The sequence below is a fragment of the Citrobacter sp. Cu096 genome, assembly GCF_030332285.1.
Taxonomy (GTDB): domain Bacteria; phylum Pseudomonadota; class Gammaproteobacteria; order Enterobacterales; family Enterobacteriaceae; genus Citrobacter; species Citrobacter meridianamericanus.
In genome coordinates, this window is sequence record NZ_JAOWID010000018.1 from 81,949 (window position 1) to 104,145 (window position 22,197).

Annotated in this window: 17 protein-coding genes; 8 read left to right on the forward strand and 9 right to left on the reverse strand. The window is 53.2% G+C overall.

What is annotated here, in order from left to right; translation table 11 throughout:
* Positions 1-45: 45 nt before the first annotated feature.
* The 7 genes from paeA to OGX99_RS01845 form a co-directional block, all read right to left on the reverse strand.
* A complete protein-coding gene (paeA, locus tag OGX99_RS01815) occupies positions 46-1,386 on the reverse strand; it encodes a polyamine export protein PaeA (RefSeq protein ID WP_151217392.1) in 1,341 nt (446 codons plus the stop codon).
* Between the two features lie 158 nt (positions 1,387-1,544).
* Positions 1,545-2,615 carry a glycoside hydrolase 5 family protein gene (locus OGX99_RS01820; protein WP_286542409.1) on the reverse strand — a complete coding sequence of 357 codons (1,071 nt, stop codon included), beginning with the start codon at positions 2,613-2,615 and terminating at the stop codon, positions 1,545-1,547.
* A 10-nt stretch (positions 2,616-2,625) separates the two neighbouring features.
* Entirely contained in the window at positions 2,626-4,170 is a 1,545-nt protein-coding gene (locus tag OGX99_RS01825; RefSeq protein WP_151217394.1) for an MFS transporter, read from the reverse strand.
* 80 nt (positions 4,171-4,250) lie between these two features.
* Positions 4,251-5,273 carry a Gfo/Idh/MocA family protein gene (locus OGX99_RS01830; RefSeq protein ID WP_151217397.1) on the reverse strand — a complete coding sequence of 341 codons (1,023 nt, stop codon included), beginning with the start codon at positions 5,271-5,273 and terminating at the stop codon, positions 4,251-4,253.
* Positions 5,274-5,284: 11 nt separating this feature from the next.
* Positions 5,285-6,352: a Gfo/Idh/MocA family protein gene (locus tag OGX99_RS01835; protein ID WP_286542414.1), complete on the reverse strand. Its 1,068-nt coding sequence runs from the start codon at positions 6,350-6,352 to the stop codon at positions 5,285-5,287.
* A complete protein-coding gene (locus tag OGX99_RS01840) occupies positions 6,349-7,533 on the reverse strand; it encodes a Gfo/Idh/MocA family protein (RefSeq protein WP_151217401.1) in 1,185 nt (394 codons plus the stop codon). Before OGX99_RS01840 ends, OGX99_RS01835 begins: the two co-directional genes overlap by 4 nt.
* A gap of 16 nt (positions 7,534-7,549) precedes the next feature.
* Positions 7,550-8,704, reverse strand: coding sequence for a Gfo/Idh/MocA family protein (locus OGX99_RS01845; RefSeq protein ID WP_151217403.1), 1,155 nt, complete (start codon positions 8,702-8,704; stop codon positions 7,550-7,552).
* 190 nt (positions 8,705-8,894) lie between these two features.
* Here OGX99_RS01845 and OGX99_RS01850 point away from each other — a divergent pair, with 190 nt between their 5' ends.
* On the forward strand, positions 8,895-9,950 hold the full coding sequence (locus tag OGX99_RS01850) for a LacI family DNA-binding transcriptional regulator (RefSeq protein WP_151224479.1): 1,056 nt from the start codon (positions 8,895-8,897) through the stop codon (positions 9,948-9,950).
* Between the two features lie 7 nt (positions 9,951-9,957).
* Here OGX99_RS01850 and msrA read toward each other — a convergent pair whose 3' ends face one another.
* On the reverse strand, positions 9,958-10,596 hold the full coding sequence (gene msrA / locus OGX99_RS01855) for a peptide-methionine (S)-S-oxide reductase MsrA (RefSeq protein WP_151217407.1): 639 nt from the start codon (positions 10,594-10,596) through the stop codon (positions 9,958-9,960).
* A 212-nt stretch (positions 10,597-10,808) separates the two neighbouring features.
* Here msrA and tamA point away from each other — a divergent pair, with 212 nt between their 5' ends.
* From tamA to OGX99_RS01870, 3 genes are read left to right on the forward strand one after another with little or no spacing between them, the layout of a single operon-like run.
* The gene (gene tamA, locus OGX99_RS01860) at positions 10,809-12,542 is read left to right on the forward strand and encodes an autotransporter assembly complex protein TamA (RefSeq protein WP_151217409.1); all 1,734 of its coding nucleotides are present in this window, start codon (positions 10,809-10,811) and stop codon (positions 12,540-12,542) included.
* Positions 12,539-16,315, forward strand: coding sequence for an autotransporter assembly complex protein TamB (gene tamB, locus OGX99_RS01865; RefSeq protein ID WP_252838484.1), 3,777 nt, complete (start codon positions 12,539-12,541; stop codon positions 16,313-16,315). The genes tamA and tamB overlap by 4 nt, the downstream gene beginning before the upstream one ends.
* A gap of 2 nt (positions 16,316-16,317) precedes the next feature.
* A complete protein-coding gene (locus OGX99_RS01870) occupies positions 16,318-16,662 on the forward strand; it encodes a gamma-glutamylcyclotransferase family protein (RefSeq protein WP_029139743.1) in 345 nt (114 codons plus the stop codon).
* A gap of 104 nt (positions 16,663-16,766) precedes the next feature.
* Here OGX99_RS01870 and ppa read toward each other — a convergent pair whose 3' ends face one another.
* Entirely contained in the window at positions 16,767-17,294 is a 528-nt protein-coding gene (ppa, locus tag OGX99_RS01875) for an inorganic diphosphatase (protein ID WP_003025726.1), read from the reverse strand.
* A 309-nt stretch (positions 17,295-17,603) separates the two neighbouring features.
* On the opposite strand from ppa, the gene ytfQ reads away from it, so the two are divergent.
* The 4 genes from ytfQ (at position 17,604) to yjfF (ending at position 22,171) form a co-directional block, all read left to right on the forward strand.
* Positions 17,604-18,560 carry a galactofuranose ABC transporter substrate-binding protein YtfQ gene (gene ytfQ / locus OGX99_RS01880; RefSeq protein ID WP_005134480.1) on the forward strand — a complete coding sequence of 319 codons (957 nt, stop codon included), beginning with the start codon at positions 17,604-17,606 and terminating at the stop codon, positions 18,558-18,560.
* Between the two features lie 84 nt (positions 18,561-18,644).
* Positions 18,645-20,147: a galactofuranose ABC transporter, ATP-binding protein YtfR gene (ytfR, locus tag OGX99_RS01885; protein WP_187253625.1), complete on the forward strand. Its 1,503-nt coding sequence runs from the start codon at positions 18,645-18,647 to the stop codon at positions 20,145-20,147.
* Between the two features lie 13 nt (positions 20,148-20,160).
* The gene (gene ytfT / locus OGX99_RS01890; protein WP_151217413.1) at positions 20,161-21,183 is read left to right on the forward strand and encodes a galactofuranose ABC transporter, ATP-binding protein YtfT; all 1,023 of its coding nucleotides are present in this window, start codon (positions 20,161-20,163) and stop codon (positions 21,181-21,183) included.
* Positions 21,170-22,171 (forward strand): galactofuranose ABC transporter, permease protein YjfF, encoded by a 1,002-nt coding sequence (yjfF, locus tag OGX99_RS01895; RefSeq protein WP_151217415.1) that lies wholly within the window; start codon positions 21,170-21,172, stop codon positions 22,169-22,171. The genes ytfT and yjfF overlap by 14 nt, the downstream gene beginning before the upstream one ends.
* Positions 22,172-22,197: the final 26 nt, after the last annotated feature.

Consider the following 22,197-nt stretch of genomic DNA (forward strand, 5'->3'; position numbering starts at 1 on the left):
AAAAAACGGCTCCTGGATGGGAGCCGTTGATGTTTTTGTCAGGCGTTAAGACGCCTTTGCCTCTTCTTTTGCATCCGGCAGCTTTGGTACCAGAACGGTAGGTTTGCTGTCCAGTCGCGTTACCAACAACTGATCGATCTTGTAGTTATCGATATCCACCACTTCAAATTTGTAGCCAGAATACTTCACCGAGTCGGTGCGTTTCGGGATTTTACGCAGCATGAACATCATAAAGCCGCCGATGGTTTCATAGTTGCCGGACTGCGGAAACTCGTCGATATCCAGTACGCGCATAACGTCATCAATCGGCGTACCGCCATCAACTAACCATGAGTTTTCATCACGCGCCACAATCTGCTCTTCCAGACCCTGGCCAACTAAATCGCCCATCAGCGTGGTCATCACGTCATTGAGCGTGATAATTCCCACCACCAGCGCGTACTCGTTCATGATGACGGCAAAATCTTCGCCTGCGGTTTTGAAGCTTTCCAGCGCTTCCGAGAGCGTCAATGTATCCGGAACAATCAACGTATTGCGAATCTGTACGCCGCTGTTCAGCGCCATGCTTTGATTCGCCAGTACGCGGTTGAGGAGATCCTTTGAATCAACATAGCCAATGATGTGGTCGATATCTTCGTTACACACCAGGAACTTGGAGTGCGGATGTTCCGCCACCTTGTTCTTCAGGCTTTGCTCATCTTCGTGGAGATCGAACCAGATAATATTCTCGCGGGAGGTCATAGAAGACGGTACGGTACGCGATTCCAGTTCGAACACGTTTTCAATCAGCTCATGTTCCTGCTTACGCAAAACACCTGCCAGCGCACCGGCTTCGACCACGGCGTAAATGTCGTCCGAAGTGATATCGTCTTTACGCACCATCGGGATCTTAAACAGGCGGAAAATGTTATTTGCCAGACCGTTGAAGAACCACACCAGCGGGCGGAAGACCAGCAGGCAGAAGCGCATCGGGTTGATGATACGCAAAGCCACAGCTTCTGGCGCAATCATACCGATGCGTTTCGGGGTTAAATCCGCGAACAGGATGAACAGGCCAGTAACCAGCGAGAACGACAGAATAAAGCTTAACTGTTCGGACAGCTCTGGGGCGAAGTATTTTGAGAACAGGCTGTGAAAAGCCGGGGAGAATGCCGCATCACCGACTATACCGCCGAGAATAGCGACCGCGTTAAGGCCGATTTGCACGACGGTAAAAAACATGCCGGGGTTTTCCTGCATCTTCAAAACACGCTGTGCGTTCACGCTGCCTTCATCGGCAAGCAGTTTAAGTTTGATTTTGCGTGATGCAGCAAGCGAGATCTCTGATATCGAGAAAAACGCACTCACGGCGATCAGGCAGAGAATGACTAAAATACTGTTTAACATATCTTATCCGACCGTTAAGGCCAGATCCTCGGAAGGGATAAATTGATAAATCCGTGTGAAATACACATTGAAAACCGGTCCGAAGGGAGTGGACCGGCAATTTCAGAAGCTAGTATAGCGTAAGGTACTGTAAAGTCGCCAGAGGAGCTTTTTTGGCCTTATCCAGCGGCGTTAAGCCTGCGCACCATCTGCATCTCTTTTTCGCTATAAGGTGAACCATCCGGCTTCAGCACATCGTGGAACCATAGCTGCGCCGTCGTTTCGTTAAGCGGGATATCCGGCCACGGTAACCAGGTTTGTGTTTTCCCCTGTACCAGCCCCCAGTGAAAGCTGGAGACACGCTGAGCACGAAATAGCGGCAGTTGTTCTTCTATTCGGCTATTGACATGACGTGCCAGCCACTCGGTACAAAAGAGCGGCCTGCCAAATTCAGCCAACTGCGACAGAAGAGACCGCTGGCCAGGGGTATCGACATAGGCATGGTAGCTAATCACATCGGAAAGCCTCAGCGCGGCTATATCAACAGGATGCGTAACCGCACTCCCGCACGCCGCGCGATCGTCAATATGCCAGGCTGCTACGGTCAACGGTTGAGAGGGGGACTCCTGTCGAGCCCAGCCAAACAGATGGGTCATCAAGGTTAAGGCGTAGATTTCCAGCCTGTCGTCATAGCGGGAAAATTCGCCGGTATGACAAAAAATCCCGCCGTTGCCAGGCTCATTATATAAATCCCAGACGCTGATGCGTGAGTCATGGCGAAAGTAACGGATGACATCTCTCACGTAAGCTTCAATTTGCGGCCAACAGCGTCGGTCCAGCACGCAGGCGCGCCCAGGGCTACCCGCTGCCTGGCTGTTGTGAATGCCGGGAACCGGCGGTTTTTGCTGACCGATAAACGGCTCATCGCCGGAAAAGGCGCAGTCGTCGAGCAGCGTCAGCATCACTTTTATACCGTGGCTATGGGCAATGCTCAGGAAGAGGTCGATGCGCCCGAGAAGGCCGTCACGGTCATGCTGCCAGACGGTAAACGGTAAATTTGTTCGTAGCTGGTTATAACCATACAAGCTGGCCCAGCCGAGTTCCTGATCGATAGTGTTGCTATCGAAACTCTCTGCTTGCCACATTTCGAGCCAGTTAACCGCGGTGCGCGGTAAGTAATTAAAACCGCAGCCCCAGGGTTGCTGTTGATACCAGCTTTGCGCCCGTGCTTTGTTCCATGGGTTATACATGATGCGCTCCTTATTCTGCATCTGAGAGACTGACGCGTCCCATCGCACGTTGCGTAGCGCTGCCGCCCCAAACTTCATCGTACTCGTAGCCAGTGAGTTGTTTGATCACCATCCGAGTTTCTTCATCGCAGTCGCGGTAGTTGCCACCCAGCTTGCGGCGGGCGATCTCTTTAAGCAGGACTTTGTGCGTTTCGCGGGTGAGTTTGAATTTGTAGGTAGTGTAGAAACTCACCGCCAGCAGTGCCGAGGTAGCAAAGATCATCAATCCGATTATGGCGTGAAGCGCGCTTGCTGGCTGTGCGCCGCTGCCTTTTATAAAGCCAGACTCTTCCAGCACCATGCCGATAAGCAAAATAGCGATTGCCACGGTACTTTTGCGGGTGAGTACCATAACACCTGCAAAAATCCCTTCTCGGCGCTGTTGGGTAACCATTTCGTCGATATCAGGAATAAAGCTGTAGATATTCCATGGGATATAGTAAAGACCGGAACGCGCCATACCGAGTAGAATAAATACCGCCGAGAACAGAATATTGGATACCTGGGTTTCAGTGTAATAAATAATAAATAAAAATAGTAGTACGCTAAATATACAGGTGTAAGAAAGACGTAGTGCCGCTGACGGGGTGATATTGAGTTTGTTCAGTAATAGCATAAATCCATAGGTGCCAAACACTGAAGCAAAGGCGGCAATACTTAACCAGCCAGAAACGGAGGCTGCATCCTGGCTTAAACAATACACCACGTAATAGGTGAAAACCGAGCCGAATACATCCATGGCGGTAAATGAGAAAATATAAATAATGATATGCAGGCGAAATGCCCGAATGCGGAATGCCGAAAACAGATCGAGTACTAAATATTTAAGGTGATTCAGTAGACCGCTATTTCGTTGCAAGTCAGCCTGAAATGTCTCTTCCTGAACGTCTTTGGCTTCCCATGTACATCGCCAGGTTATAAACACGGCAAGACAGAACACGGCGGAAAAAATCAGCCCGGTTAGCGTATAGGTAAAGGGATTATCTTTGCCGGTGAACTGCATCAGGATGCCGGGTACCGAGACGGCAAGAAATCCGCCCAACTGCGAGCAGATCATGCGCACACCGGAGAGGCGACTGCGTTCTTCGTAGCGATTGGTCATCTCTGCGGCGAGGGTTTCCCACGGCACCAGCACCATCGCTGACAGCAGCTCAATTGACAGATAGGTTCCCAGGTAATACCAGTAACCCATGTCGGTCAGCCACAGCAGAGCATAGAGAAACATTAAAGGAGAACTAAGTAATAAAAAGAAGCGACGGCGGCCAAATCGTCGACCCAGCCACGTGTTGCCAAAGTTATCGGTGATGTAACCCATAATTGGACTGAGTACGGCATCAATTACGCGGGCAATAGCAAATATTGAGCCAGCTTCCAGCACGCTTAAACCGCAGTAGGTGGTATAAAAAAATAAAAGCCAGGTTCCGATAATGGCGAAAGCACCGCCGCCAAATAAATCAGTAATGCCATAGCCGATCGCTACACCATAACTGACTCTGCGTTCAGTTGGTTTGACCATAATATTTTCCAGTATGTAGGGTATTTGTACTCCGGTATTATCCGGCTGATGTTATTTAATTCTGTAGCGTTAGGTTAATTTTAATTATTAATGGTTATCCATTGTCGGGTTTTAGACGAATGATAAATAGCATCGACCATCGCCAGTGATTTGCGGGCATCATTAATATTGATATATTCTGTTTGACCTCCATGAGTAATAGCATGATAAAACTGACGAATGGCCTGCTGGTGGCCCAGGCCCCAGTAACTTTTACTGTGACCGTCCGGAGAACCGTCGCAATCCAGCTTCAGGCGACGATCCGTTGTAACGCGCCAGAGGGTGTTATCCGTGAGCTGCAGCATGCCGTGTTCGCAATGAATCTCCAGCTGTAGCGGTGAATCGAGGGTGTTGCAGTTACTGGCATAAAACAGACCACGGGCGCCGTTGGCAAAGTGCAGAGTTGCCATCGCGCTGTCTTCGGCTTCGGTAACGTCTGCCAGTTCGCCGCTATCCACCACACCTTTTAAACGTGTCACACCGCCGGCGAACCACTGCATCAGATCGAGAGTGTGAATAGCCTGGTTGATCAGTAAACTGCCGCCTTCGCTGACAAAACGTCCACGCCACGGGCTTTCGCTGTAATACGCTTTAGAGCGTGACCAGGTCAAAACCGCTTTAATGCTTAACATTTTACCCAGCGTATTTTTCGCCAGTTCGTCGCGGATACGTAAGCTGGTTGGATTGAGTCGATTTTGATAACACACGCCCAGCAAGCCTTGGGCAGACGCCGCTGCGTTAGCGATGTCCGCAACTTCTGTGCAATTCAACCCCACCGGTTTTTCGCAAAACACATGTTTCCCGGCGGCAAGCGCGGCGGTAATCATGTTTTTGTGCTCGAAATGAGGTGTACAGATATGGACGACGTCGATGTCATTATCCAGCAGCATTTCACGGTAATTCTGGTAATAGCGGCAGTTATACGCCATGGCCTGTTGCAAACCGTTGGCACTATCAATATCGACCAGCGCACGCAGCGTGACCCCCGGCAAAAGCCGGAGGGCGTTAACGTGGCTGCGGTGAATCGCCCCCGCGCCGATGATGGCGGCATTGATTGTTGTCATGTCACCTCCGGTTATGTGCGGGCATTCGCCAGCATTTGCGCCTTCACGCACAGCTCTGCGGCTTTAAAGGCGTGGGCCTGAGTCATGGCGTTTTCCGTGCGATTCAGACAGTCGAGAATGAATTCACCGAAGAACGGGAAACCGACTTTTCCCGCGACCGGGAAACGAAATTCTCCTTCTTTATTCACCAGATACACCACGTCCTGTTCGCCCCGGGTGATATCCACATACTTGCGGATCTCAATGTAACCTTCGGTACCCAGTAACGTCAGGCGGCCATCCCCCCAGCTACTGAGCCCCTGCGGCGTGAACCAGTCGCAGCGGAAGTAGCCAGTTGCACCGTTGTCGCCCGCCAGCATGGCATCGCCAAAATCTTCAAACTGCGAGTACTGCGGATGATTAACGTTACGCACCTGGCTGGCGACGACGTGTGCCTCGCGGTTGCCGGTATAAAACAGGAATTGTTCGATTTGATGGCTACCGATGTCGCACAGAATGCCGCCAAAGTAGCGTTTGTCATAAAACCAGTCCGGGCGTCCGTCGCCTTCGCGATGCGGACCGGTACCCAGAGTTTGCATCACGCGCCCAATCGCCCCTTGCTGAATGAGCTGACCGGCAAAGACAGCGCTTTCAACGTGCAGACGCTCGCTGTAATAGACTGCGTATTTGCGTCCGGTTTTCGCCACCATCGCTTTGGCGTCTTCCAGTTGTGCAAGCGTGGTTAACGGAGCCTTGTCAGTGAAGTAGTCTTTCCCAGCCGCCATTACCTTTAGCCCCAGCGGACAACGCTCATACGGAATAGCTGCCCCGGCAACCAGTTGTACCTCACGATCGTTGAGGATAGTCTCGAGCGAATCGGCCACCTGCGCCTGGGGATAATGCTGCAAAAATTGATCGATTTTGTGCGGATCGGGATCGTAAACCAATTTCAGCGTGGCGCCTGCTTCAATCAACCCGTTGCACATGCCGTAGATATGGCCGTGGTCGAGCGTGGCGGCGGCAATGACAAACTCGCCAGGCTTCACGACCGGTTGAGGCTTCCCGATAGGGGCGTAGTTCATTCCATCTTGTTTGTTCATGGTTTAACTCCTGAATCTAAGTCTTTACCCAGAGGGATGGCGCCCACTTCCGTAAAATTGTTCACGGAGGCGGATTTCTCATAGAAATGCGGGGCGATTTCAATCAGGCCGCCGGTGCGATAAAACGCATCGGTGTGGTGGATGGGTAGCGTCACCACCGCCCGGGTGATGGCGGATTTATAGATAGCGGTGATCAGTTCCAGCGAACGTTTGCCCTGTTCGCCATCGACCAGCGGACGGGTTTGTCGTTCGATGGCGCTAAGCAGGTTGTCGATTTGCCCGGTATGCAGCGTCCATTGCAGCGCTGGCGTCGCGTGAAAAAGCGCATCCAGACGCTGTTCCAGTTCGCCGTTATTTTCCGGTTGCGGAAAGCCGTTGTCCGCCGACTGGCTGGCATGCACTTGCCACGGCGCAGAAATTCGCGCCTTTTCGCCCTGAATAACCATTTTCTGATCTTCACCGTGATGCACAACCGAGGCGGTCAACTGCGTCAGTGCCCCGTGTGGGTATTTGAAAATAGCCGCGCTAAGATCCTCTACTTCGGCATTGTCGTGGGCGACGTTGGTCATCATTGCGACCACTTCGGCTGGGAAACCCAGTATCCATTGAATGGCATCAATGTGGTGCACCGCGTGATTCAGCGTGCAGCCGCCGCCTTCTTTCTGCCACGTGCCGCGCCACCACAAATCGTAATAGCAGTGTCCGCGCCACCAGAATGAATCCACCTGCGCATGGCAAATCTTGCCCGCCAACCCGGAATCAACCACCGTTTTTAGACGCCAGAAGGCATCAGTAAAGCGATTTTGCGCGATGATCGATAAGGTCTTTCCGCTGCTCTTTTGCGCGGCGATCATGGCATCGCACTCTTCGAGCGAGGCGGCCATCGGCTTTTCGCACAGCACGTGTTTTCCGGCGTGCAGCGCATCAATGCTGATGGCTGCATGTACGTACGGCGGCGTACAGACATCGACCACATCCACCGCAATGCCCGCGTTCAGCATCGCCTGATGGCTGCGGAAGACTTGCGCTTCGCTCAGGCCATAGCGTGATTTCTTTTCCTCTGCTTTCTCCGGGTAGATATCGACCAACGCGACAATCCGACAACGATCCGCGAACTGTAAATAGCCCTGAATGTGGTTGTGGGAGATATTCCCGATACCGACAATTGCAATGTTCAGCATGATTTTCTCCTGCGCGTTACCAGCTACCGGAAGCGTCCAGCGTGCGGCTGGCCATATTTTTTTCCACTGAAGAGGCGATACGTTCCTGTAACAGCTGGAAGTAACGTTGCTCGTCAATCGGCAGCTCTACCCAGTCATCTGTCCAGGTAGAGAGGTGCATCGCATTGGAAAGCGTCAGGCCGCGAATGCCTTCCAGACCGGGGGCGATCAGCGGCTCATCGTGTAGGATCGCGGCGGTAAAATTGCGGGTAATGACATAGTGCTCGCTGCATTCCGGTTCGGTAGGGATGGTCACTTCCCAGCATTCCGGCTCACCAAAACCGTTTTGCCAGCGGGCGTTGAAGTCGGTTTCGGATTCACGCAGTCGCCAGAAGCGCAGGCGACCTTCTTCTACCACCACCTTTCCCCTGCTGCCGACAATTTCGAGGCGGTTTGTGCCAGGCGTTTCGGCGACGGTGGTGATGAACACCCCGGTTGCGCCGTTGGCGTATTCTGCGTAGGCCGTGACGTCATCTTCGACTTCAATCTGACGATGCTTGCCAAACTGGCAAAAAGCGCGCAAGCGTACCGGCATGCCGACCAGCCATTGCCATAAATCGAGTTGGTGCGGGTCCTGATTCAGCAGCACGCCGCCGCCTTCACCTTTCCAGGTCGCGCGCCACCCGCCGGAGTTGTAATAGCTTTGTGAACGATACCAGTTGGTAATGATCCAGTTAGATCGACGCAGCTCGCCGAGTTCGCCGCTGTCGATCAGATCTTTGACTTTCTGATACAGCGGATTGGGGCGCTGGTTGTACATCATGCTGAACACCACATTGCATTCGCGCGCGCAGGCGTTCATCTCTTGTACCTGCGCGGTGTAGACCCCTGCGGGCTTCTCACATAGCGTATGAATACCAAGACGCATGGCCATCATCGATAAACCCGGATGGTCATAATGCGGCGTGGCGACGATCACGGCATCGATCAGCCCACTTTCCAGCATCTCTCGCGCATCGCTGAACAATCTCATCTCTTCGCCGACCAGCCGGCGGATCGCCGGATGTTTATCCGGATTGTTATCGCACACTGCGGCGAGCACGGCTTCTTGTACCGTTCCGGCCAGCAGGTAGCGTGCGTGGACGGTACCAATGTTGCCAACCCCAATAATGCCAAAGCGTATTTTTTTCATGTCGTGCCTTTTTCGTCAGAAATAAGGGATATGCGGAACATAAGAAACGCCTGGAATATCGACAATGTGATTTTGTGAGAACGGTTGCAGGATGAAAAAGAAGTTTGTTCAGTCATTGAAAAAGTGTTTTAGAGTCAATGAACTGCGTTTGCAAAAAATTGCAAAGATTGATTGCGAGTGAGGTCACAGAATGTCTGGCAAGCTAAAAATGGACGAAATTGCTGCTCTGACGGGGTACTCGGTGAGTACGGTGTCGAGGGTGCTTAGCGGAAAGTCATACACCAGTGATAAAGCACGTGAGGCGATTGTCAGTTGCGCGCGCGGACTGGGGGTTCTGGACTCGTTGTCCAGCGGACGACTGTTGATCAACGGCATTGCTGTTTTCGCCCCGTTGCGCACCTTTACCGCTCGTGGCGATGCATTTTACCTCGAAGTGACGCGCGGTATTGCCGAGGCGATAGCGCCGCATGATGTCTACCTGAGTTACTGCGGACTGGATGAGCAGCGTGCGGACATCAAGGTCTTTCAGGAAAAGGCCAACAATAAGAATATTAATGCGATTATTCTTATCGGCATTGATGACCCAACTGTGCATAAACTGGCGCAACTGTTGGATAAACCCTGCGTGTTGATTAATTCTCAGGACAAAGAAGGGTTACTGGATGCGGTATCCCCCGATCATCGGGCGATTGGCAACCGTGCTGTGCAATATCTTTTTGATCAGGGGCACCGACGTATTCTCCATGTCACCAGCCTGCGCCGGGAAACGATGTACTGGCGTCTGGAGGGCATCAAGGAGGTCTACCGACAGTATCAAATACCGTTTGATGCCGGGCGCGATCTGCTGGTAACGGAGGGCTTTTCTGAGGAGGAATCAGACCGGGCGATGGACAACTGGCTACGTGAGACGCCCCGTGAAGCGTGGCCGGAAGTTATTTTCTGCGCCGGGGCATCAATGTCGACGGGCATCAGGCGGGTACTGGAAAACATTGGCGTGGAGATACCCGGTGAATTGTCGCTGATGACGACGGATGTTCAGGAACTGGACGCGCATATCGTTGCAGCAGTAACCAGTATCACTATTCCTTGTCGGGCGTTGGGCGTGGAAGCGGTGCATTTGCTGCAGAACCGTCTTAATCGCCCCTCTGCGCCGGTGTTTAACCTGTTACTGAAAGGAAAGGTGACGGATCGAGGCACCGTGACCCACGCAACGCGCCATGCCGCGCGGGTGACGGTATCTCGTTAATCGAGGATTAACGTTCTGGCGGCAGGCAAACGCCTATTCCACCAATCCCACAGTATCCATAAGGGTTTTTGTACAAATACTGCTGGTGATCGTCCTCGGCATAGTAGAACGGGGTTGCGGTAGTGATTTCCGTGGTAATAGTGCGTTCATCGCCTGCGGCGGTCATTGCTGCCTGAAAACGCTCAAGGCTGGCCTGTGCCGAGGCGGTTTGCTCCGGCGTTAACGGGTAAATGGCGGAGCGATACTGCGTACCCTGGTCGTTCCCCTGACGCATGCCCTGCGCCGGATCGTGATTTTCCCAGAACACCTGCAGCAGTTGTTCGTAGCTGATAACATGCGGGTCATAGACGACGCGTACCGCTTCGGCGTGTCCGGTATCGCCGGAACAGACTTCCCGATAAGTTGGGTTTGGGGTGTAACCACCTGTGTATCCGGCTGCGGTGCTATATACGCCGGGTAATGACCAGAATAAACGTTCAACGCCCCAGAAGCATCCCATGGCGAAATAAGCTATCTCCATACCTTCGGGCACGTTGGTCATCGAATGTTGGTTAACCGCATGCAGCGTTGCCACTGGCATCGGGGTGTTGCGTCCAGGTAGGGCATCTGCTTGAGTAACAAGATGCTTTCTATCAAATAAACTCATGGCCGTTCTCCCGAAATCAGTCATTTGGGTTAAGGTTGTAACGAGACGCGTCTTTGCCCACAATAAACAGCGTGAATGCGTCTAGAGTTAAACATAAGAAATATTTGGGTTGTCGTCTGTTTTTCAACTCTTATTGTTGATTTTTTGTTAAGCCGAGGAACGGCATAGTATTTTTTTCCAGGGGTGGGAAAAAAGGATATTCAGGAGAAAATGTGCCACATATCCGTCAGTTATGTTGGGTTGGATTACTGTGCTTAAGTGGCTCCGCCGCCGCCGCGAATGTTCGCTTGCAGGTCGAAGGATTATCAGGACCGCTGGAGAAAAACGTCCGTGCGCAGCTGTCCACGATTCAAAGTGATGAAGTCACTCCAGACCGACGCTTTCGTGCGCGCGTTGATGATGCCATCCGCGAAGGGCTAAAAGCGCTGGGCTACTTTGAGCCAACCATTGATTTTGAACTGCGTCCGCCGCCGGCAAAAGGACGCCAGGTGCTGATTGCCAAAGTCACTCCTGGCGAGCCAGTGCTGATTGGCGGCACAGAAGTGATTCTGCGCGGTGGCGCACGTACGGATAAAGATTACCTGGATCTGCTGAAAACACGCCCGGCAATCGGCACTGTGCTGAATCAGGGTGACTATGACAATTTCAAAAAGTCACTCACCAGCGTGGCGCTGCGCAAAGGCTATTTCGACAGTGAATTTAATAAAAGCCAGCTCGGGATAGCGCTTGAGCGCCGCCAGGCATTCTGGGATATCGATTACAACAGCGGCGAACGCTATCGCTTTGGGCATGTCACCTTTGAAGGCTCGCAAATTCGCGATGAGTATCTGCAAAATCTGGTGCCCTTTAAAGAGGGTGATGAGTATGAGTCGAAAGATCTGGGCGAACTGAACCGTCGTCTGTCGGCAACCGGATGGTTTAACTCCGTGGTCGTCGCGCCGGAATTTGATAAAGCCCGTAAAACCAAAGTGCTGCCGCTGAAAGGCGTGGTTTCGCCGCGCACCGAAAACACCATCGAAACCGGGGTTGGTTATTCAACTGACGTCGGACCCCGGTTGAAAACCTCGTGGAAAAAGCCGTGGATGAACTCCTACGGCCACAGCCTGACCACCAGCGCCAGCATCTCTGCGCCAGAGCAGGTTCTTGATTTCAGTTATAAAATGCCGCTATTAAAGAACCCTCTGGAACAGTATTACCTGGTGCAGGGGGGCTTTAAGCGAACCGATTTAAACGACACCGAGCAGGACTCCACGACGCTTGCGGTTTCCCGCTATTGGGATCTCTCCAGCGGCTGGCAACGCGCGATTAACCTGCGCTGGAGCCTCGACCACTTTACCCAGGGTAACGTCACCAACACCACCATGCTGCTTTATCCGGGCGTGATGATCAGCCGGACGCGCTCGCGTGGCGGTCTGATGCCCGTCTGGGGCGACTCCCAACGTTATTCCATCGATTACTCCAACACAGCCTGGGGCTCAGACGTTGATTTCTCCGTCTTCCAGGCGCAAAACGTGTGGATCCGTACGCTGTACGATCGTCATCGCTTTGTGATGCGCGGCAACCTCGGCTGGATTGAAACCGGTGACTTCGACAAAGTGCCGCCGGATCTGCGTTTCTTCGCTGGGGGCGATCGCAGCATTCGCGGCTACAAATACAAATCTATTTCGCCAGAAGGCAGCGACGGCAAGCTGAAAGGGGCTTCGAAGCTGGCGACCGGCTCGCTGGAATATCAATACAACGTGACCGGAAAATGGTGGGGCGCGATGTTTGTCGATAGCGGCGAAGCGGTTAGCGATATTCGCAAAAGCGATTTCAAAACCGGTGCCGGGGTCGGTGTTCGCTGGCAGTCGCCGGTAGGACCTATCAAGCTCGACTTTGCCGTCCCTGTCGGCGACAAAGATGAACATGGTTTACAGTTTTACATCGGTCTGGGGCCTGAATTATGAGTTTATGGAAGAAGATAAGCCTCGGCGTACTGATTTTTATCCTGCTGCTGTCAGGCACAGTAGCGTTTCTCGTCGGCACCACCTCGGGCCTGCATTTGATCTTCAAAGCCGCGAATCGTTGGGTTCCGGGGCTTGAGATCGGTCAGGTCACCGGCGGCTGGCGGGATTTATCACTTAAAAATATCCGTTATGACCAGCCCGGCGTGGCAGTAAATGCTGGCGAAGTACATCTGGCCGTTGGGCTTAATTGCCTGTGGAATAGCAGTCTGTGCGTCAACGATCTGTCGCTGAAAAATATCAACGTAGCGATCGACAGCAAAAAAATGCCGCCATCAGCGCCGGTTGAGGAAGAAGAGAACGGTCCGCTTAACCTTTCCACGCCTTACCCAATCACGCTTTCACGCGTGGCACTTAACAACATCAATATTAAAATCGATGACACCACGGTTTCCGTGCTGGACTTTACCTCTGGTCTGAACTGGCAGGAAAAAACGCTGACGTTGAAGCCAACGTCATTGCAGGGGCTGCTGATTGCCCTGCCTAAAGTGGCGGAAGTGGCGCAGGAAGAGGTCGTCGAACCAAAGATTCAAAACCCGCAGCCGGATGAAAAACCGCTCGGCGAAACGCTAAAAGATCTGTTCTCAAAGCCGGTGCTACCGGAAATGACCGATGTGCATCTGCCGCTCAATCTCAATATTGAAGAATTTCGCGGCGAGCAGTTGCGCGTCACCGGGGATACTGATCTCACGGTACATAACCTGTTGCTGAAAGTGAGCAGCATTGACGGCAACATGAAGCTGGATACGCTGGATATCGACTCGAATCAGGGATCGGTAAAAGCCAGCGGTACGGCGCAGCTCACCGACACATGGCCGGTCGATATTACGTTAAACAGCACGCTGAACATCGACCCGTTAAAAGGCGAAAAGGTGAAGCTGAAGGTCGGCGGCGCACTGCGTGACCAGTTGGAAGTCGGCGTAAATCTGTCTGGTCCGGTGGATATGGACCTACGGGCGCAAACGCGTCTGGCGGAAGCCGGGTTGCCGCTCAATCTGGAAGTGGTGAGTAAGCAAATATACTGGCCGTTTACCGGCGACAAGCAGTTCCAGGCTGATGACATCAAGCTCAAACTGACCGGCAAGATGACCGACTACACGTTGTCGATGCGTACCGCAGTGAAGGGGCAGGATATTCCTCCGGCTACCATCACGCTGGACGCTAAAGGTAACGAACAGCAGATCAATCTCGACAAACTCAGCGTTGCGGCGCTGGAAGGGAAAACCGAGCTGAAAGCGCTGGTGGACTGGCAGCAGGCGATCAGCTGGCGCGGGGAGTTAACGCTGGATGGCATAAACACCGCGAAAGCGATTCCAGACTGGCCGTCAAAACTGAATGGCCTGGTGAAAACGCGCGGCAGTCTGTACGGTGGAAGCTGGCAGATGGAGGTTCCGGAGCTGAAGCTGACCGGCAACGTGAAGCAGAACAAGGTCAATGTGAATGGTTCACTGAAGGGTAACAGTTACCTGCAGTGGACGATCCCGGGGCTGCATCTGGAACTGGGGCGCAACAGCGCGGATGTGAAAGGGGAACTGGGGGTCAAAGACCTCAATCTCGACGCGACGATTGATGCCCCGAGCCTGGATAACGCGCTGCCTGGACTGGGCGGTACGGCGAAAGGGCTGGTAAAAGTTCGCGGTACGGTTGAAGCGCCGCAGCTGCTGGCGGATATCACCGCTCGCGGTCTGCGCTGGCAAGAGCTTTCCGTCGCTCAGGTACGCGTCGAAGGCGATGTGAAATCGGCCGAGCAAATCGCCGGTAATCTCAATGTTCGCGTAGAGCGGATTGTACAACCTGACGTGAATATTGGCCTGGTGACGCTTAACGCCAAAGGCAGTGAAAAGCAGCATGAGCTGCAACTGCGCATTCAGGGTGAGCCGGTTTCCGGACAGCTTGATCTAGCGGGTAGCTTTGATCGTAAAGAACAGCGCTGGAAAGGGACGCTGAGCAATACGCGCTTCCAGACGCCGGTGGGTCCGTGGTCGTTGAACCGCCCTATTGCGCTGGATTACCGTAATCAGGAACAGAAAATCAGCATTGGGCCGCACTGCTGGAACAACCCGAATGCGGAACTGTGCGTACCGCAAGCCATTGATGCCGGTGCAGAAGGGCGCGCGGTGGTGAACCTGAATCGCTTCGATCTGGCAATGCTGAAACCGTTTATGCCGGATGCAACCCAGGCCAGCGGTGTGTTCACTGGCAAAGCCGATGTGAGCTGGGACACCACCAAAGAAGGGCTGCCGCAGGGGCAAGTGACGCTGAATGGACGTAACGTGAAGGTCACGCAAAGCGTGAACGATGCATCGCTTCCGGTGGCGTTTGACACGCTGAATCTGACTGCTGACCTGCATAATAACCGTGCCGAGCTGGGCTGGCTGATTCGCCTGACCAACAACGGGCAGTTTGACGGCCAGGTACAGGTGACGGATCCGCAAGGACGCCGCAACCTGGGCGGTAACGTCAATATTCGCAACTTCAATCTGGCGATGGTGAACCCCATCTTCTCGCGCGGTGAAAAAGCGGCTGGGGTGATCAACGCCAACCTGCGACTGGGCGGTGATGTGCAAAGCCCACAACTGCTTGGACAACTGCAACTGAGCGGTCTGGATATCGACGGTAACTTTATGCCGTTCGACATGCAGCCAAGCCAGTTAGCCGTTAATTTCACCGGAACACGCTCCACGCTGGCGGGCGTGGTGCGCACGCAGCAGGGAGAAATTAACCTGAGCGGCGATGCCGACTGGAGTCAAATAGACAACTGGCGGGCGCGGGTGGCGGCTAAAGGCAGCAGGGTACGTATTACCGTGCCGCCGATGGTTCGCCTGGATGTCTCGCCGGACGTGGTCTTTGAAGCCACGCCGAGCCTGTTTACCCTGGATGGCAACGTAGATGTGCCATGGGCGCGTATCGTGGTACACGACCTGCCGGAGAGCGCGGTAGGGGTTTCCAGCGACATGGTCATGCTGAACAACAATCTGCAGCCGGAGAAACCGCAGACAGCCAGTATTCCGATTAACAGCAACCTGAACATCCACGTCGGTAACAACGTGCGTATTGACGCTTTTGGTCTGAAAGCGCGTCTGACGGGCGACCTGAAAGTGGTACAGGATAAGCAGGGGCTGGGGCTGAACGGACAAATTAATATTCCGAGCGGTCGCTTCCATGCCTATGGTCAGGATCTGATTGTGCGTAAGGGCGAGCTGTTGTTCTCCGGCCCGCCGGATCAGCCGTTGCTCAATATTGAAGCGATTCGTAACCCGGATGCCACCGAAGACGACGTGATCGCCGGTGTTCGCGTGACCGGCACTGCCGATGAACCGAAGGCGGAGATCTTCTCCGACCCGGCAATGTCGCAGCAAATGGCGCTTTCCTACCTACTTCGCGGACAAGGACTTGATAGCGAACAGAGTGACAGCGCGGCGATGACCTCAATGCTTATTGGTCTGGGGGTTGCACAAAGTGGTCAGGTTGTGGGTAAAATCGGGGAGACATTTGGCGTAAGCAATCTGGCACTGGACACGCAAGGGGTGGGCGATTCATCTCAGGTAGTTGTCAGCGGATACGTACTGCCAGGTCTGCAGGTGAAATATGGTGTGGGTATATTTGACTCCTTAGCGACACTCACGCTACGTTATCGTCTGATGCCTAAGCTATATCTGGAAGCAGTGTCTGGCGTAGATCAGGCACTTGATTTGCTCTATCAGTTCGAGTTTTAGCAATGCGAATATTTGTCTACGGCAGTTTACGAACCAAACAAGGCAACAGCCACTGGATGACCAATGCCCTGTTGCTGGGGAATTTCAGTATCGACAACTACCAGTTGTATAGCCTGGGCCACTATCCAGGCGCCGTTCCGGGAAAGGGAACAGTACACGGGGAAGTTTATCGTATTGATAACGCCACGCTGGCAGAGCTTGATGCTCTGCGTACCCGTGGCGGTGAATACGCACGCCAGTTAATTCAAACGCCGTACGGAAGTGCATGGATGTACGTGTACCAACGTCCGGTTGATGGCTTAACGCTGATTGAAAGCGGCAACTGGTTAGACAGAGACCAGTACTGATGTGAACACGCCACCTTCGGGTGGCGTTGTTTTTTGTGCCAATCGTACTCGCATCAGGGCATAAAAAAGCCCCGACATGCGGGGCTAAGCATCAAAAGTAAAACTTACTTTTTCGCGCGCTCGAAGGAAGCAACGATTTCAGCTTTAGCGGCTTCAGCGTTGTCCCAACCGTCAACTTTTACCCATTTGCCTGCTTCGAGGTCTTTGTAGTGCTCGAAGAAGTGGGTAATCTGCGCTTTCAGCAGTTCCGGCAGGTCGGTCACATCTTTGATGTGGTCGTATTCTTTGCTCAGCTTGGTGTGCGGTACCGCAACCAGTTTCGCATCTTCACCGGATTCGTCGGTCATTTTCAGTACGCCAACCGGACGGCAGCGGATCACTGAACCTGGTTCCAGCGGATACGGGGTCGGGACCAGAACGTCTACCGGGTCACCGTCCAGAGACAGGGTGTGGTTGATGTAACCGTAGTTGCACGGATAGAACATCGCGGTGGACATGAAGCGGTCAACGAACAGGGCGCCGCTCTCTTTGTCAACTTCGTATTTGATCGGATCTGCGTTGGCAGGGATCTCGATAACAACGTAGATATCTTCCGGCAGATCTTTACCGGCAGGGACGTTGAGTAAGCTCATGTCTGTTTCCTTTAAATATGCTATGGCAAACAAGTGGCGGGTATTATAGCCAACTCGCGCTGAATGTCTCCGCTTGTTTTCGCTTTATCTACGTGCATTTTCTTCTTTTTACTCCTCTCTGATGACAGAAAAATCCATATCTTCAGCCGCATTTTTCATAGCGAGATGAAAACGATTACAAAGTTGTGATTAACGTTTTATTTACTTTTTTGAAGTGTGATGTAACGCAATCTGTTACATGCTCAATTGTCTATAGTTTTTTCGCGACGGTTTATTAACCAACAATAATCACCCTACGAGGACGCACTTATGTGGAAGCGCTTACTTTTAGTCACAGCAGTTTCGGCAGCCATGTCGTCTATGGCAATGGCAGCCCCTTTAACCGTAGGATTTTCACAGGTTGGCTCTGAATCCGGCTGGCGCGCCGCAGAAACCAACGTTGCGAAAAGCGAGGCCGAAAAGCGGGGTATTACGCTGAAAATCGCTGACGGCCAGCAAAAGCAGGAAAACCAGATTAAGGCAGTCCGCTCATTCGTGGCGCAGGGCGTTGATGCCATCTTTATTGCCCCGGTCGTGGCAACGGGTTGGGAGCCGGTCTTAAAAGAAGCAAAAGATGCCGACATTCCCGTCTTTTTGCTCGATCGTTCCATCGATGTAAAAGACAAATCTCTCTATATGACCACCGTCACCGCTGACAACGTGCTGGAAGGTAAATTGATTGGCGACTGGCTAATTAAAGAAGTGAACGGCAAGCCGTGTAACGTTGTTGAGCTGCAAGGGACCGTCGGGGCAAGTGTAGCGATCGATCGTAAAAAAGGTTTTGCTGAAGCCATCGCTAACGCACCTAACATCAAAATTATCCGCTCACAGTCCGGTGACTTCACCCGCAGTAAAGGGAAAGAAGTGATGGAGAGCTTTATTAAAGCGGAAAACAACGGCAAGAACATCTGCATGGTTTACGCCCACAACGATGACATGGTGATCGGTGCGATTCAGGCGATCAAAGAAGCGGGTCTGAAACCCGGTAAAGATATTCTTACCGGTTCCATCGACGGCGTACCGGATATCTACAAAGCGATGATTGATGGTGAAGCTAACGCCAGCGTCGAGCTGACGCCGAATATGGCAGGTCCGGCCTTCGATGCGCTGGAGAAATTCAAAAAAGACGGCACGATGCCTGAGAAGCTGACCATCACCAAGTCGATCCTCTACCTGCCAGATACGGCGAAAGAAGAGTTAGAGAAGAAGAAAAACATGGGCTACTAGTTTTGCTGTCGGTCTTCTGTAGGTCTGATGGCGCTGCGCTTATCAGGCCTACGAAACGCCGTGATTTCGCACCGGAGGAATGCCATGACCACCGACCAACATCAGGAGATCCTCCGCACCGAAGGATTAAGTAAATTTTTTCCCGGCGTCAAAGCACTGGATAACGTGGATTTTAGTTTGCGTCGTGGCGAGATTATGGCGCTGCTGGGTGAAAACGGAGCCGGTAAATCGACGCTAATCAAAGCGCTGACCGGTGTTTACCACGCCGATCGCGGCACTATCTGGCTCGAAGGCCAGCAGATTTCCCCGAAAAATACTGCCCATGCCCAGCAACTGGGAATTGGCACCGTGTATCAGGAAGTAAACCTGCTACCCAATATGTCGGTCGCGGATAACCTGTTTATTGGCCGTGAACCACGGCGTTTTGGCCTGCTACAGCGTAAGCAGATGGAAAAACGCGCCACGGAGCTGATGGCGTCATACGGTTTTTCCCTCGACGTACGCGAGCCGCTGAACCGCTTTTCTGTGGCGATGCAGCAGATTGTCGCGATTTGCCGCGCGATCGATCTCTCCGCGAAAGTGCTGATCCTCGATGAACCCACAGCCAGCCTCGATACCCAGGAAGTTGAAATGCTGTTCGGCCTGATGCGCCATCTTCGCGATCGGGGCGTCAGTCTGATCTTCGTCACCCATTTCCTCGATCAGGTTTATCAGGTCAGCGATCGCATCACCGTTCTGCGTAACGGCGGCTTCGTTGGCTGCCGCGAAACCCGCGAGTTGCCACAGATCGAACTGGTCAAAATGATGTTGGGCCGCGAACTGGATACCCATGCGCTACAGCGTGCGGGACGCACGTTACTGAGCGATAAGCCGGTGGCGGCCTTTAGCGGCTTTGGCAAGAAAGGCACCATCGCGCCGTTTGATCTACAGGTGCGTCCCGGTGAGATTGTTGGTCTTGCCGGATTGCTGGGATCCGGGCGCACGGAAACGGCGGAGGTGATCTTCGGTATTAAACCTGCCGATAGCGGTAGTGCGCTGATCAAAGGTAAACCGCAGATCTTACGATCCCCACATCAGGCTTCGTGCCTGGGGATCGGCTTCTGTCCGGAAGATCGTAAAACGGATGGTATTATCGCCGCCGCCTCGGTGCGGGAAAACATCATTCTGGCTTTGCAGGCGCAACGTGGCTGGCTGCGGCCTATTGCGAGGAAAGAACAAAACGAGATTGCCGAGCGTTTTATCCGTCAGCTTGGAATTCGTACCCCCAACGCCGAGCAACCAATCGAGTTTCTCTCTGGCGGTAATCAGCAAAAAGTTTTGCTCTCGCGCTGGTTACTCACCAAACCGCAGTTCCTGATCCTCGATGAACCCACGCGGGGAATCGATGTCGGCGCACATGCTGAGATCATCCGCCTGATCGAAACGCTGTGCGCGGATGGCCTGGCGCTGCTGGTGATTTCATCCGAACTGGAGGAGTTAGTGGGTTATGCCGATCGCGTCATTATTATGCGCGATCGCAAACAGGTGGCCGAGATCCCGCTGGCTGAACTGTCCGTACCGGCGATCATGAATGCCATTGCGGCCTAAGGAGACTATGGTGATGCCTCAATCTCTCCCTCAATCCAACACTGCGAAACGACGGTTCCGTTGGCCAAAAGGTATGCCGCAACTGGTGGCGCTACTGCTGGTGCTGCTGGTCGACAGCCTGGTGGCCCCACACTTCTACCAGGTGATTTTGCAGGATGGACGCCTGTTCGGCAGCCCGATTGATATTCTCAACCGTGCCGCTCCCGTGGCGCTGTTGGCGATTGGTATGACGCTGGTGATCGCCACCGGCGGTATTGATCTTTCCGTTGGCGCGGTGATGGCGATTGCCGGTGCGACCACCGCGGCGATGACGGTGGCCGGGCACAGTCTGCCGGTGGTGCTGCTTGCTGCCTTAGGTTCCGGCATTCTGGCCGGGCTGTGGAACGGGATTCTGGTGGCAATCCTCAAGATCCAGCCGTTTGTTGCGACGCTCATCCTGATGGTGGCCGGGCGTGGAGTGGCGCAGCTTATCACGTCCGGGCAGATCGTCACCTTCAACTCGCCCGAGCTGTCGTGGTTTGGCAGCGGCTCGCTCTTTCTGTTCCCCACGCCGGTGATCATCGCGCTGCTGACGCTGGTCGCCTTTTGGCTGCTAACGCGTAAAACGGCGCTGGGCATGTTTATTGAAGCGGTGGGCATTAACATTCGTGCGGCGAAAAATGCCGGGGTGAATACCCGCATCATTGTGATGCTCACTTATGTACTGAGCGGCCTGTGTGCGGCTATCGCCGGTATTATCGTCACGGCGGATATCCGTGGGGCAGATGCCAATAACGCCGGATTGTGGCTGGAACTGGATGCCATCCTGGCGGTGGTCATCGGTGGTGGCTCGCTGATGGGCGGGCGATTTAACCTGCTGCTGTCGGTGATCGGCGCATTGATTATTCAGGGAATGAACACCGGGATTTTACTGTCGGGCTTCCAGCCGGAGCTGAACCAGGTGGTCAAAGCCGTGGTGGTGTTGTGTGTACTGGTCGTGCAGTCACAACGCTTTATCAGCCTGATAAAAGGAGTGCGTGGTCATGATAAAACGTAATTTACCGCTAATGATTACTCTCGGCGTGTTTGTGCTGGGGTATCTCTACTGCCTGACCCAGTTTCCGGCTTTTGCTTCAACTCGGGTAATCTGCAATATCCTGACCGATAACGCTTTTTTAGGAATTATTGCCGTGGGCATGACCTTCGTGATCCTCTCTGGCGGGATCGACCTTTCCGTTGGCTCGGTCATCGCCTTTACTGGCGTATTTCTGGCGAAGGCTATTGGTTATTGGGGTATTTCCCCGCTGCTGGCGTTTCCCCTGATTTTGCTGATGGGTTGCGCGTTTGGCGCATTTATGGGGTTACTGATTGATGCGCTGAAGATCCCTGCGTTCATTATTACGCTGGCGGGAATGTTCTTCCTGCGTGGCGTCAGCTATCTGGTCTCTGAAGAGTCGATCCCAATTAACCATCCGATCTATGACACGCTCTCAAGCCTGGCATGGAAAATTCCCGGCGGCGGTCGCCTGAGCGCGATGGGGTTGTTAATGCTGGGCGTGGTGGTGATTGGCATCTTCCTTGCGCACCGTACGCGGTTTGGTAATCAGGTTTACGCCATTGGTGGCAACGCCACCTCGGCCAACCTGATGGGGATCTCAACCCGTAGCACGACCATTCGTATCTATATGCTGTCTACCGGGCTTGCTACGCTGGCCGGCATTGTGTTTTCAATTTACACCCAGGCGGGTTATGCGTTGGCGGGCGTTGGCGTTGAGCTGGATGCGATTGCTTCGGTTGTTATCGGCGGAACGCTACTGAGCGGCGGGGTCGGTACGGTGTTAGGTACCTTGTTTGGCGTCGCTATTCAGGGATTAATTCAAACCTATATTAATTTTGACGGCACATTAAGTTCCTGGTGGACGAAGATTGCGATTGGTATTTTATTGTTTATTTTTATAGCGTTACAACGCGGTTTGACGGTGCTATGGGAAAATCGTCAAAGCTCGCCGGTAACCCGAGTGGGTACGACAGCAACACCAAAGTAACATCCTGATTTTACTAAAAACATTTA

Excerpts from the sequence above, each read along its gene's own strand:
- paeA (WP_151217392.1), bottom strand. The coding sequence starts at position 1,386 with ATGTTAAACAGTATTTTAGTCATTCTCTGCCTGATCGCCGTGAGTGCG.
- OGX99_RS01820 (WP_286542409.1), bottom strand. The coding sequence starts at position 2,615 with ATGTATAACCCATGGAACAAAGCACGGGCGCAAAGCTGGTATCAACAG.
- OGX99_RS01825 (WP_151217394.1), bottom strand. The coding sequence starts at position 4,170 with ATGGTCAAACCAACTGAACGCAGAGTCAGTTATGGTGTAGCGATCGGC.
- OGX99_RS01830 (WP_151217397.1), bottom strand. The coding sequence starts at position 5,273 with ATGACAACAATCAATGCCGCCATCATCGGCGCGGGGGCGATTCACCGC.
- OGX99_RS01835 (WP_286542414.1), bottom strand. The coding sequence starts at position 6,352 with ATGAACAAACAAGATGGAATGAACTACGCCCCTATCGGGAAGCCTCAA.
- OGX99_RS01840 (WP_151217401.1), bottom strand. The coding sequence starts at position 7,533 with ATGCTGAACATTGCAATTGTCGGTATCGGGAATATCTCCCACAACCAC.
- OGX99_RS01845 (WP_151217403.1), bottom strand. The coding sequence starts at position 8,704 with ATGAAAAAAATACGCTTTGGCATTATTGGGGTTGGCAACATTGGTACC.
- OGX99_RS01850 (WP_151224479.1), top strand. The coding sequence starts at position 8,895 with ATGTCTGGCAAGCTAAAAATGGACGAAATTGCTGCTCTGACGGGGTAC.
- msrA (WP_151217407.1), bottom strand. The coding sequence starts at position 10,596 with ATGAGTTTATTTGATAGAAAGCATCTTGTTACTCAAGCAGATGCCCTA.
- tamB (WP_252838484.1), top strand. The coding sequence starts at position 12,539 with ATGAGTTTATGGAAGAAGATAAGCCTCGGCGTACTGATTTTTATCCTG.
- OGX99_RS01870 (WP_029139743.1), top strand. The coding sequence starts at position 16,318 with ATGCGAATATTTGTCTACGGCAGTTTACGAACCAAACAAGGCAACAGC.
- ppa (WP_003025726.1), bottom strand. The coding sequence starts at position 17,294 with ATGAGCTTACTCAACGTCCCTGCCGGTAAAGATCTGCCGGAAGATATC.
- ytfQ (WP_005134480.1), top strand. The coding sequence starts at position 17,604 with ATGTGGAAGCGCTTACTTTTAGTCACAGCAGTTTCGGCAGCCATGTCG.
- ytfR (WP_187253625.1), top strand. The coding sequence starts at position 18,645 with ATGACCACCGACCAACATCAGGAGATCCTCCGCACCGAAGGATTAAGT.
- ytfT (WP_151217413.1), top strand. The coding sequence starts at position 20,161 with ATGCCTCAATCTCTCCCTCAATCCAACACTGCGAAACGACGGTTCCGT.
- yjfF (WP_151217415.1), top strand. The coding sequence starts at position 21,170 with ATGATAAAACGTAATTTACCGCTAATGATTACTCTCGGCGTGTTTGTG.